This is a genomic window from Seonamhaeicola aphaedonensis (genome assembly GCF_003386195.1).
GTDB lineage: Bacteria > Bacteroidota > Bacteroidia > Flavobacteriales > Flavobacteriaceae > Seonamhaeicola > Seonamhaeicola aphaedonensis.
Genome location: NZ_QRDX01000010.1, coordinates 48,925 through 61,443, shown reverse-complemented (window position 1 = coordinate 61,443; position 12,519 = coordinate 48,925). Strand labels below are relative to the sequence as shown.

Annotated in this window: 14 protein-coding genes; 10 read left to right on the top strand and 4 right to left on the bottom strand. The window is 32.5% G+C overall.

What is annotated here, in order from left to right; all coding sequences use genetic code 11:
• The 10 genes from DFQ02_RS14340 to DFQ02_RS14295 all read left to right on the top strand — a co-directional run bounded on the left by DFQ02_RS14340 (window position 1) and on the right by DFQ02_RS14295 (window position 8,206).
• Window positions 1-477: a 4Fe-4S binding protein gene (locus DFQ02_RS14340; protein WP_116525190.1), complete on the top strand. Its 477-nt coding sequence runs from the start codon at window positions 1-3 to the stop codon at window positions 475-477.
• 3 nt (window positions 478-480) lie between these two features.
• Window positions 481-999, top strand: coding sequence for an NADH-quinone oxidoreductase subunit J family protein (locus DFQ02_RS14335; RefSeq protein ID WP_116525138.1), 519 nt, complete (start codon window positions 481-483; stop codon window positions 997-999).
• 2 nt (window positions 1,000-1,001) lie between these two features.
• A complete protein-coding gene (gene nuoK / locus DFQ02_RS14330) occupies window positions 1,002-1,319 on the top strand; it encodes an NADH-quinone oxidoreductase subunit NuoK (RefSeq protein ID WP_116525137.1) in 318 nt (105 codons plus the stop codon).
• Between the two features lie 182 nt (window positions 1,320-1,501).
• A complete protein-coding gene (gene nuoL / locus DFQ02_RS14325) occupies window positions 1,502-3,421 on the top strand; it encodes an NADH-quinone oxidoreductase subunit L (RefSeq protein WP_116525136.1) in 1,920 nt (639 codons plus the stop codon).
• A gap of 9 nt (window positions 3,422-3,430) precedes the next feature.
• On the top strand, window positions 3,431-4,918 hold the full coding sequence (locus DFQ02_RS14320) for a complex I subunit 4 family protein (protein ID WP_116525135.1): 1,488 nt from the start codon (window positions 3,431-3,433) through the stop codon (window positions 4,916-4,918).
• 42 nt (window positions 4,919-4,960) lie between these two features.
• Entirely contained in the window at window positions 4,961-6,367 is a 1,407-nt protein-coding gene (locus tag DFQ02_RS14315; protein WP_220340302.1) for an NADH-quinone oxidoreductase subunit N, read from the top strand.
• 3 nt (window positions 6,368-6,370) lie between these two features.
• A complete protein-coding gene (locus tag DFQ02_RS14310) occupies window positions 6,371-6,715 on the top strand; it encodes a hypothetical protein (RefSeq protein WP_116525133.1) in 345 nt (114 codons plus the stop codon).
• 197 nt (window positions 6,716-6,912) lie between these two features.
• The gene (locus DFQ02_RS14305) at window positions 6,913-7,242 is read left to right on the top strand and encodes a 2Fe-2S iron-sulfur cluster-binding family protein (RefSeq protein ID WP_116525189.1); all 330 of its coding nucleotides are present in this window, start codon (window positions 6,913-6,915) and stop codon (window positions 7,240-7,242) included.
• Window positions 7,243-7,413: 171 nt separating this feature from the next.
• Entirely contained in the window at window positions 7,414-7,608 is a 195-nt protein-coding gene (locus tag DFQ02_RS15365) for a hypothetical protein (RefSeq protein ID WP_245940281.1), read from the top strand.
• 88 nt (window positions 7,609-7,696) lie between these two features.
• Window positions 7,697-8,206, top strand: coding sequence for a ferritin (locus DFQ02_RS14295; protein WP_116525188.1), 510 nt, complete (start codon window positions 7,697-7,699; stop codon window positions 8,204-8,206).
• 43 nt (window positions 8,207-8,249) lie between these two features.
• Here DFQ02_RS14295 and DFQ02_RS14290 read toward each other — a convergent pair whose 3' ends face one another.
• From DFQ02_RS14290 to DFQ02_RS14275, 4 genes are all read right to left on the bottom strand, one after another.
• Window positions 8,250-9,068 (bottom strand): DUF1853 family protein, encoded by an 819-nt coding sequence (locus tag DFQ02_RS14290; protein ID WP_116525131.1) that lies wholly within the window; start codon window positions 9,066-9,068, stop codon window positions 8,250-8,252.
• Window positions 9,069-9,086: 18 nt separating this feature from the next.
• Window positions 9,087-9,839, bottom strand: coding sequence for an SGNH/GDSL hydrolase family protein (locus tag DFQ02_RS14285; RefSeq protein WP_116525130.1), 753 nt, complete (start codon window positions 9,837-9,839; stop codon window positions 9,087-9,089).
• A 50-nt stretch (window positions 9,840-9,889) separates the two neighbouring features.
• Window positions 9,890-11,974, bottom strand: a complete 2,085-nt coding sequence (locus DFQ02_RS14280; RefSeq protein WP_245940280.1) for a TonB-dependent receptor domain-containing protein — start codon at window positions 11,972-11,974, stop codon at window positions 9,890-9,892.
• A gap of 104 nt (window positions 11,975-12,078) precedes the next feature.
• Complete coding sequence (locus tag DFQ02_RS14275) at window positions 12,079-12,447, bottom strand: hypothetical protein (RefSeq protein WP_116525129.1); 369 nt, start codon at window positions 12,445-12,447, stop codon at window positions 12,079-12,081.
• Between the last annotated feature and the right edge of the window lie 72 nt (window positions 12,448-12,519).

Sequence of the window (12,519 nt, the reverse complement as noted above, 5' to 3'; positions counted from 1 at the left end):
ATGAGCTATTTTTCAAATATATTTAATGGAATTAAAACGTTACTTACCGGTATGAGTATTACCGGAAAGTATTTTTTAAATTCCAGAAAGGGAGCCATAACACAGCAATATCCAGATAATAGAGATACTTTAAAAATGTTTGATCGTTTTAGAGGTGAAGTTATAATGCCTCATGACGAGAATAATGAACACGCATGTACTGGCTGTCAGAAATGTGAAATAGCCTGTCCTAATGGTACTATTGAGATAATTTGGGATCGAGGCATCGACGAGTATACGGGAAAAAACAAAAAGAAAATAGACAAGTTTGTGTACCACTTAAGTATGTGTACTATGTGTGGTTTGTGTATTGATGTTTGCCCAACAGATGCCATAAAATGGGGGCAGAATTTTGAAAATTCAGTGTATGATAGAACCGCGTTAACTAGAGTTTTAAATAAACCTGGTTCTAAATTAAGACCTGGGGTAGAAGATTAAATTATGGAAAGAGTCATATTTTACATAATAGCCGTTATCATGATAGTGTTTGCGGTTGCTGCTGTAAGTAACCGAAAAATGCTTCGGTCGGTGATTTATTTGTTGTTTGTTCTTGTTGGTGTTGCGGGTATCTTTTTTTTAATTGACTATAATTTTCTAGCAGCTGTTCAACTTACCGTATATGCTGGAGGTATTATTGTTTTAATGATATTCTCGGTGCTCTTAGTGCATCATATAGAACTAGAATTGGAGGTAGCAAAACCGTTAAAACAAGTCATTACTGCTATAACGTGTTTAATTGGAATTGGTGTGGTGTTAAGCACTATATATACTCACAATTTTAATGTTGTTGAAAATGATAAGCTTACTACAACAGCAGATGTTGGTTCAAAAATGTTAAGCTATGAAGCAGGTGGTTTTATTCTGCCGTTTGAAGTTATAAGTATACTTTTATTAGCTGCTATGGTTGGAGCCATAATTATTGCAAAAGGAAAAAAATTAGTCAATAAAACTAAAGATTGATCATGATTGAAGGTATTACTATATATGAACTATTAACGCTAACTACCATCATTTTTTTTATTGGGGTTTACGGGTTTTTAACACGAACTAATTTAATATCTATGTTAATATCGGTTGAATTAATTTTAAATGCCTCTGTTGTAAACTTTGTAATAATAAATAAGTATCTCTATCCAGATATGTTACAAGGGGTGTTTTTTTCAATTTTTATCATAGCTGTAGCAGCGGCTGAAACAGCTTTAGCTATTTCAATAATAATAAATCTTTACAGACAAATTAGTTCTGTTGAAGTTAAGGATACCGAAATAATGAAGCATTAAAAGTTAAAAGATGGAAGCCAGAAGACAGAAGCATAAGAAGATTTCATTAATTAGGAAATGTTAAGTAAGATGAGTTCAATAAATACAACAGTGGTTTTTAAACCATTCTTCGGTCACCGGTCTTCTGTCCAAAAAAACACTAAAGATTTTTTTGCTGTTAGATACTGAAACTGAATATAATTATGAATATAACTTATATCATATTAATCCCAATAATTCCTTTTGTGATTTTCCTATTTCTGGGTGTTTTTTACAAAAGAATTAAACCTGCAGTTTCGGGTTATGTTGGGGTTTTTGGTTTATTGGCCTCAGCGATACTTTCCTTTTATGCCGCCTATCAATATTTCTTCGTACATGGAAAAGTAGATGGAGTCTATCAAACATTTTTAAAGAAATCTGTTTGGATGAATTTCACAGACACCCTTCATATAGATATGGGTATTCTTATAGACCCCATTTCAGTTATGATGTTGGTTGTGGTTTCCGTAGTGTCTCTAATGGTACATATTTATAGCAGAGGTTACATGAAAGGTGATGAAGGCTATACCAAATTCTTTGCGTTTCTGGGACTTTTTACCTTTTCAATGTATGGTTTGGTATTAGCAACTAACTTGTTTCAAATTTATATATTCTGGGAATTGGTTGGGGTGTCTTCTTATTTACTAATTGGCTATTATTACACAAAAACATCGGCTATAGCTGCAGCAAAAAAGGCCTTTATAGTAACCCGGTTCGCCGATTTTGGGTTCCTTATCGGAATTATGATTATAGGCTACTATACAGGAACATTCGATTTCGAAACCTTGAATAATCCTGAAGGTAGTGCCATAATGAATTGGGCAGCAACTTCGTTCATGGGGCTTTCAGTAATTACCTGGGCGCTAATCTTTATTTTTATTGGAGGTGCGGGAAAATCTGCCATGTTTCCATTACATATTTGGTTACCTGACGCTATGGAAGGGCCTACACCTGTTTCGGCTTTAATACACGCCGCAACTATGGTTGTGGCAGGCGTGTTTTTGGTAGCAAGATTGTTTCCAATGTTTTATTTTGTTGAAGATGGATTTGTCTTAAAAATCGTGGCGTATGTGGGTGCGTTTTCGGCATTATTTGCTGCTATTATAGCTATAACACAAACCGATATAAAAAGGGTTCTAGCCTTTTCTACCATGTCTCAATTGGGGTATATGATGTTGGCTTTAGGTGTCTCTGGTTATGAAGGACATGAGGGAGTTGGCTATATGGCTTCTATGTTCCATTTGTTTACACATGCTATGTTTAAAGCACTTCTATTTTTAGGCGCAGGGTCTGTTATTCATGCGGTACATAGCAATTATTTGAAAGATATGGGGGGCTTACGCAGGTATATGCCTATTACCAATATTACTTTTTTAATTGCAGCTTTGGCAATTGCTGGTGTACCGCCGTTGGCAGGATTCTGGAGTAAAGATGAAATTTTGGTAGCCGCTTATGAACATAACAAACTCATATATTATGTTGGTTTATTTGTAGCTGGATTAACCGCATTTTATATGTTTAGATTGTACTTCAGTATTTTCTGGAGAAAAGACACAAGCTATGAAAAAAAGCCTAAAGAATCGCCATTATCAATGACGTTTCCATTATTGGTGCTAGCTGTTTTAAGTGTGGTAAGTGGTTTTATTCCTTTTAGTGAATTTGTCACGGCAGATAAAGCCGGGTTTGAAGCGCATTTAAACTATCCTCTGGCCGTAATAGCAACTACTGTTGGTATTATTGGTATTATACTGGCTTGGATATTTTATAAAAAGGAGAATAATTTATCAGATAAATACGCCAGGGATTTTGGGCCACTATATAAATGGGCATGTGATAAATTCTATTTCGATGAGATTTACATGTTTGTAACCAAAAAGATTTTGTTTAAAAGAGTGTCTGCTCCCATTGCTAAATTCGATAAACAAGTGGTTGACGGCACCATGAATGGTATCGGAAATAAAACGGTTTTAATATCTCAAAAGATTAAAGGTATACAATCGGGTAAGGTGCAAGATTATGCTTTTGCATTTGTAGTAGGTATTGTTGTGATAGCTTTGGTGTTTATTTATTTATGGACAAACTAAACTAGTAATATGGATATTTTATCACTTTTTATTATCGTTCCTATTATAACTATCCTAGTTTTGGTTTTCACCAAAAATTTAAAGCAGGCACGAGTGGTTTCTATGTTAGGTAGTGTGGTTCAACTGGTGATGGCCATAAACCTTGTGTTTGCTTATTTTAATGAACGGGTGGTGAACGATAACATTATGGTTTTTACCAAGGATGTTGTTTGGTTTGAGCATTTTAATATTCATTATAATATTGGAGTTGATGGTATTTCAGTAGCTCTATTACTTCTAACTGCTATTGTGGTATTAGCCGGTATTTTTATCTCTTGGAAGATGTACGATTTACCTAAAGAATTCTTTATGTCACTTATTGTATTATCTGTTGGTGTTTATGGCTTTTTCATTTCCATTGATTTGTTCACCATGTTTGTATTCTTTGAAATAGCGGTTATTCCTATGTATTTATTAATAGGGATTTGGGGCTCTGGCCCTAAAGAATATTCAGCAATGAAATTAACCCTGATGCTCATGGGAGCTTCTGCTATACTTTTAGTTGGAATTCTAGGAATTTATTTTAATTCTAATGCCGATGGTGGTGCATTAACATTTAATATATTAGAAATAGCTCAGGTTAATATTCCTTATGAAGCCCAAAAACTATTCTTCCCGTTAACCTTTATTGGTTTTGCTGTTATTGGAGCCTTATTCCCATTTCATACTTGGTCGCCAGATGGTCACGCATCGGCACCAACGGCGGTATCTATGTTGCATGCAGGGGTTCTTATGAAGTTAGGAGGCTATGGGGTGTTTAGAGTAGCTATGTATTTGTTACCATTAGGAGCCATTGACTGGTCGTGGGTATTTATCATACTCTCTGTAATCGGTGTGGTTTATGGTGCTTTTAGTGCCATTAGGCAAACCGATTTAAAGTATATTAATGCCTATTCATCGGTAAGTCATTTAGGCTTAGTATTGTTTGCTTTATTGATGTTGAATAAAACCGCTTGGAATGGTGCCATTTTACAGTCGTTATCTCACGGATTTATGACGGCACTTTTCTTTGCATTAATAGGAATGATTTACGAAAGAACCCATACCAGAGATATTAGTAAGCTAGGTGGTTTGTTAAAAGTGATTCCATTTATATCGGTAATTTACGTTATAGCAGGTTTGGCATCTCTAGGATTACCTGGTTTTAGCGGATTTGTAGCGGAGATGAATATTTTTGTGGGGGCGTTTCAGCAAAAAGACACCTTTATGAGAGTGGCAACTATATTTTCTATTTCAGTCATAGTTATTACCGCAGTTTATATTTTAAGAGTGGTTGGAATAATGTTAATGGGACCTGTAAAGAATGAGGCTTTTTTAAAGTTAAAAAAAGTAACATGGTATGAGCGATTTGGAATTTTATTATTATTAATCCCCATTGTAGGAATTGGTGTGGCGCCACTATGGTTGAGTGACATGATATTAGAAAGTTTAGATCCTTTTATTAAAGGGTTATTATAAAAGTTAAAAAACTAAATAGTGGATTTCAGTAGTTTTTTATTAATGAGACACGAAATAATACTTTTGGCAATAATCTTATTGTTAGTGGTAGCCGAAGTGTCCATTGCAAATAATAAAAAGAACAGTATAGTTCATTTAGCTATTTTCTTATTCGGAATTCATACCATTATAGGCTTTTTAAAAATGAATTATGGAAATCTTTTCGGTGGCATGTTTCATACCAATGAACTCATCCAGTTCTTTAAGAACATCCTAAATATTGGTGTATTAATTTTGTTACTACAATCTGGTGATTGGATTGAAGAAAAGATACTACAGCAACAACGGGGAACGGAGTTTTTTATTCTTATTTTTTCGTCCTTATTAGGCGTGTATTTTATGATTTCTGCGGGCGATTTCGTAATGTTTTATTTAGGTTTAGAATTGTCTACTCTACCTCTAGCAGCTTTAGCTGCTTATGATATTACAAAGAGGCTATCAAGTGAATCTGGTATTAAACTTATTTTATCAGCAGCTTTGGCATCAGGAGCGTCATTATTTGGAATTTCTTTGCTTTATGCAACAACAGGGTCTATCTATTTTGCTGAAATTTCAGAGGCAATTACAGCAAACAATCTTACCATTTTAGGTTTTGTATTCTTCTTTGCTGGTTTGGGATTTAAAATCTCATTGGTGCCATTTCATTTCTGGACAGCCGATGTGTACGAAGGTGCCCCTGTAAGTATAGCGACTTATTTATCGGTAATTTCAAAAGGAGCTGCTGTATTTATTTTAATGATTTTACTATTTACAGTTCTAAAACCTTTGATGGCTATTTGGGAAAATATTATTTATGTTATAGCCATTATAACCATGTTTGTTGGTAATCTATTTGCGTTGAGGCAGCAAAACATGAAGCGCTTTTTAGCCTTTTCATCTATTGCACAAGCAGGCTTTATATTACTGGGATTGATTACGGGAAATCAACTAGGGTCAGCTACAGTGGTTTACTTTGTATTGATTTATGTGTTTTCAAATTTAGCAGCCTTTGGAGTGGTTCAAGCTATTTCACTCCAAACTGGAAAAGAAAATATGAAAGATTATGAGGGCTTATACAGAACAAATCCCAATTTGAGTTTGGTTATGATGCTTGCCCTATTCTCACTAGCTGGAATTCCTCCGTTAGCCGGTTTTTTTGGTAAATTCTTTCTATTCACTGCTGCTGCAAGCAAAGGTTATTATTTACTAGTTTTCCTAGCTGTTGTTAATGTTACTATATCCTTATATTACTATTTGTTAGTAGTAAGAGCTATGTTTCTTCGAAAAAATGAAAATGCTATACCATATTTCAAAAGTAAAATTTATATGAGATTAGGTTTGCTCATTACAGCAGTTGGTATATTGTTTATTGGTTTATATAGTCCATTATATAATTACATTCATGAATTAAGTAAAAGTTTTTTTAATTAAATTATGGCATTGGGAGGCAAACATATGTTTGGAAGTATTGATGATACACGAGTTACTTTTGTTGAAAAAGGAATAAGTGCTGATAGGCTAGATTTTCTAAAAAAACTTTTGGAGTATAACGGATTTGAGGTCCTTGTTCAGGAAGATAAGAGAAAATCTGATGAAGACCCACAACTATATACTATTGCCGTTACAGATATGGTATTTAACCCTACTATCTGGGTATTTCAGCGTAAACTAGAAACTTTTGATGGTAAAAAGGTAACACAAGCCTATTGGAACCAAGAAACTGAAGATTCCAAACCTCAATATTGGAATAACGGTAGTAATTTTGAAAATAAAGGTTAAATAAAGTCATATTTACATAATTTTTTTCGCACCTTATATTTATTCTAAATAACAGATTTTAAACGGGTTGTCTTTTATCATAACTTAATCCTATTAAATCGATAGAAATAATTGATTTAAAAAACAAAATCTAAATAAAAATAATTTTATTTTTGTCGGCTCATTCTATTTTGAAAATAAAAATTATTGTTTTTGTTATGGTTGATGTAAAAATAAAAGTAACAGATAGAGAAGGAATAAAACACGAAATTTTAGCCCCAACAGATATGGCTATGAATTTAATGGAAGTTGTTAGATCCTATGAGCTAGCGCCAGAAGGAACCATTGGTGTTTGTGGTGGAATGGCCATGTGCGCTTCTTGTCAATGCTACATAAATAGTGATAATGAATTGCCTCCTATGAGTGACGATGAAGAGGCTATGTTATCGGAGGCGTTTGATGTAAGGAATAACTCGCGTTTGGGATGTCAAATACAGTTAACTCCAGATTTAGAGGGTCTTGAAGTTGAGTTGGCTCCAGAGAGTTAAATTTTCAAAATTTCTAAGGAATTATTATTTTTATTTATTCTAAATAAGTTTTATATTTGTATAGTGGAGTTGAAAACCTATATACAAAGCAATTATCAAATAAAACAGTCTACCTTTTGCAGGTATGTTTTGTTGACACCTAATAAAGAAATTATATTAACGTTTCCACAAATGTTAGAATTAAGGCGTAAAATAAATGAGTTAACAACTTTTAAGGCACTTAATAAAATCATTAATAATGAAAATTTTGTGTTGCTTTTTATAGCAGACAAACAACACTTAATCTTCTTAGATATTCCTCAATTATTAAAATTAAAGGAGGAAATCGCATTGTTCTTTTTAGATTTTAAGCCAGCTATAGTATAATTTTAAATTTATTTAGACCTTTTTAAAATTTCAACCAAATTGGTTTATGGCCTATTTTTATTGTAACTTTGATAAAAACAAGATAGTTATGAATACAACAGCGATAAGAAAACAAATGTCAATTCATCCAGATGTGATGGATTTACTTAATAATCAGATTGGTATGGAAATGAAAGCTTCGGCTTCTTATCTAGCCATGGCATCTTGGTGTGATCAACGTGAATTGCTAAATAGCAAAGCCTTTTTCTACAAACAAGCAGAAGAGGAGCGTGAGCATGCCATGAAAATCTTTACATTTATAAATGACAATGGTGGTTCTGCTTTATCACCAGATGTTACCAATGTAAATAACGATTTTGAAAGTTTGAGAGGTATTTATGAAACTGGATTGGAGCAAGAAATAGCAGTTACCGAATCTATTTTCAAAATATTTAAAACCGCCAGAAAAGAAGGTGACTTAATTACCGAAGTGTTTTTACAGTGGTTTATCTCAGAACAATCAGAAGAAGAAGACACCTTTAGGAGTATTATTGATGTATTTGATTTAATGGAAGGTATGCCACTTAAAATGATTGATGAAAGATTACCAAAAGAGTAAATAATATCTACTTACCGGATACGCATCCGAATAGAGTAGCCTATTAAATGTTCTTAGTTTGCCACCAAACTAAGAACATTTTTTTTATGTCACCGTTTTTGAATTTTAACCAGCATAATGGGGAATAGGTATTCTTAAGATAGTCTTTAGTTATACTTCTAAAAGAATCAAAGTTTAGCCATGTTACATTGGTATGGGGAATTAGTAACCAATCTTTTTTATCAGGGAGGTAGAATTTACATGCTTTAAATGCTAATAATTGCTTATGATTAATATAGAATCCTTCTACACAGGCATTGTTTAAGGTTTTTAATGCCATATTTTGATTTGAATAAGGCATAAACAATTGAGCATTAAAGTAAACTTGTTGTAACATTGATGTGGCTTGTAAACCTAAATTTTCTAAGTAGGGTTGGCATTCTTTAGAGTAAAGCAGTGGTAGTTGTTTTTCTTTTAGCTTATTAAGTTTTTCAATTAGGGAGTCTTTTCTATTAGGCCCAATGAAGTGTTCAATTTCGGAGGCTCCTACGGTATCATCATACAAATAAAATTTGTAGATAACTTCAAGATGAATAGGAGTGTGTTTTTTTAGAAGCAAAAAGTCTAATTCACCTAAAGTTATTTTGTCCTTTAGTATTTGAATGTTTTCGGCTATAATTTTAACTTTTGTTTGTTGTTTAAGTTCAAATGATACAAAACGTTCAATATATTTTCCTAGACGTAGTGTGGGGTCAGTGGTTATATGAATTTTTGAAGAAGAGGATTCAATTTCAAATTGTTTTAAGCCAAAAACACTATCACTTTTCCATAAAAATGATGTGTACAAAAACCCTTCATATCGTTTACTTAGTTTAGTTGTCACTAAATTTTCGATAAAACTTTAATTGTTTAACTTCTTGAGCACCAAAGGTAACATAAGGTTTACAACCCTGTTGTAAGCCAGAGTTGAGAGGTGTAAACCATCATCAGCTACTAACGAAGTATTTGTTAATCCTGTTCTACTCAAATCTGTAATATTTACAAAGTCTAAATTATTAGAATCACAAAATGACTGGATGAATGCATTATAATTATCTATTTGAGCGCTTACATTTACAGTACTTGCAAAATTTGCCCCATATGGAGTAAAAGAATAGTCTGGTATTGAAATAACAATAATATTAGATTTATCCCCTTTTGCAATTACAATAGATTTATCTATCAGTTGATTAAATTCACGTTCAAAAATAGAAAAGGAAAGCCCTTGAAATTGATTGTTAACTCCAATAAGTAATGTAACAAGATCATAATCTTTACTTAAATTTTCATCATTAATAGCATTGATTAGTCTGCTTGTAGTCCATCCAGTTTGTGCAATTATCTTTAAATCAAAAGTTTTGTCTGCACCCATTTCAGATTTTAATTTATCTTTTAATTGTTCTGGAAAACTACAGGTGTCACAAACCCCTTCACCAATAGTGTAACTATCACCTAGAGCTAAAAGTTTAAAGTTTGTTTGGTTATTGGTATTCTGATTTTCTTCGGGAGTATCTAGGTCTTCAACAAACCCTAGATCATTGATGCTATAGTTGTCTTTACTGCAGTTAAAGTTCCAAAAAAGCACTATAAACAATAAACAAAGTTTTTTGCACATTTTTCTTTGATTTGGTTACAAAAATAATGCTTTATAATTAATCAATAAAGTTAGAACTTATATTGAAGGAACGTTGTAAAATTTCTTCCGGGCTCTGTAATTGGACTCATGTTAAAGTCTGCCTGATTTCTGTAAGAAAAGTTTAAATGATTGACATAGGTCGCATCAAAAAGATTTAAACAAGCAATACCTATTGTGAATTTTTTAAATAAGGTAGCGCCTAATTTCACATCTAAAGTTTCAAAACTTGGAGTCTCTATTTCTCCAAAAGACGGTGCTATATGAGATTGCTTTGAAGTAAGATTGTATGATATTTTTGCCCAATAATAATCTTTATCTACACCCCAAATAAATGTTGAAGTAAATGGCGGATTTAATGGTAAAGACTCCCCGAAATCATTATTTTTAGTTCTTACATAAGCAGATTGGTTTTGAATATAAAAATCTTTCAGAATATTAAACTTAACCATAAACTCTACTCCTGTTTTATAAGCATCATCAATATTTATAAAAACCTTAGTGAATTGTGGTTGTTGCATTGGCATGAACTTTCTTGGAATAGAAGGATCTATAATAGCAGAAATATAATTTTCGTACACACTGTAAAAAGCAGATAGTTGATAATTGAAATTATTAAATTCATTAAGTTGGGAATGACCTTTAAACCCAATTTCAAATTGATTATTAACTTCTGGTTTTAAAAAAGGGTTCCCTAAATATTCAAAGCTGTCTTGACCAACAGTAAAATGATTTATGTAACGTTCAATCATGTTAGCAGTTCTTACACCACGTCCATAAGCTACCTCCAAAATGGTATTGTTAGATATTTTTTGTTTCACTGAGACGGTTCCACTAAAATTAGTTTCACTTTGTTGTACATCAGTTCCATAAATTAAGGCAAAATCATCTTCTAAATCCATGGCATTAGCATATACAAAATCTAATCGTAAGCCGGCTGTAAAAGTTGTTCTATTAATTTGATATTTAGCCTCAGAAAATAAACCAATGTCACTTAAACTAGCATCTTGCCAAATTTTATCTTGCCTTACTATGGGTTCTGGAAGGATATTCCCATTCATTATTTTAATAGTACGTATACGTGTTCCTTCTCTACTAATTAAGTTAGCGTCAGCACCAATAAAAAGGTTTATTTTATCAAACAACCAATGTGTCTCTATTTTACCACCAATTGTGGTTGAAGTTACGGGAGAAGATGCAAAAACCATGTTAAAATTAGGTCTATTTTCATTGGTCATTAAGTGATCAACATAGCTGTAAAAGCCTTTGGCTGTAATACCTTGTAAAGTATTCGAAATGTTTTCATATTTATAATCTAATGAAGCAATGCTGCTATTGTCATATTCTGTATCCATTGGTAATGCAGCATGTTTAGTGTCTCTTCCAAAGGATTGACGCCAGTGACCTTGTATGTATTGTTTTTCAGAAAGGTTATATCCTAATTTTAATCCATAATCGGTGCTCCTGAAAGCCGATGGAATGGTATTATTGTCACCATCTTCGTAATCGTCAAAATCTCTATAACCTACATTTCCAGTGATGTTGAATTTAGAGGAAATATGTTGCAAATGAAGCATATTAACAAGGGCATTTCCATTGGTTTCATAGCCAACAGAAGCTTTTCCATGAAATCCATTTTCAAGAGTGTTATGGTCTTTGGTAACCATATTAACGATGCCTCCAAAAGTAGCACCGTATCTTACAGTATAGGGGCCTTTTACTACTTCAATTTTTTCAATTTCTTCTGGTATAACATGAGTAGTGATAGGGTCCATTCTATTAGGGCATGCATGTACTGCCTTAGTTCCACCATCATACATCACATTTAATTGTTCATAGGCTGATGCTCTAAATGTTGGGTCAATTGCATAGTTACCACGTTTTATAGCAGAGAATCCATTAATTTCAGAAAATAGATCTGCTACATTTTTAGGTTGTGAGCCTCTTTTCTGGTAGTCATTTTTAACAGTGCTATGTATAGGGTCTGTATTTGAGTTTCCTGTTACAATTACATCAGGTAATTGTGTTGTTTTTGTGCCAGTACTGTCTTGTTTTGTTTGAGAGTATGTTAAACCAACAAACAAAATATTAAGGCATAAAGCCATATATTTTCTCATTTTTATAGTTTGAAAATGTTTTTAAATATTTTTTCTCTAGATGACATCTAAAGTTCTTTCGCACAGATAATTTCTGAGTATTTGTGCGGTAATTTTTTTAAAAACTAAACTATAGGAGGTTGGAAAATAACTTTTTTAAAATTGAAGTTGTAAAGATTGTTGTAAAAGAATGATTGCGTTTCTTTTAAAGTGTAATTTTGTTTTGTTTTGATATTCAAAATATTAACAAATCCAATCGGGTAATTCTCCATTGAAATTGATAACGCGGTAAAGGGTTCTTGCTCTTGTTGTTTTTTAATTTCTTTAGCAAGATGGCATTTACCATTACATTGTAGCTTTGGTTTGTCTTTATTAATACATAAAAACTCAGCTATATAATCTTGATTAAGTACATATTCAACATAGGGTTGAATAGGTCTTAACATAGCAATTAAATATAAAAAAGCTAAAAATGTTGCTGTTGTTTTATGCAAGTGCAAAAAAATTTTTGCAAATATATTTATAGGATTTAGACCAACAAAAGGAAGTTTAAAGAATTCTTTAAT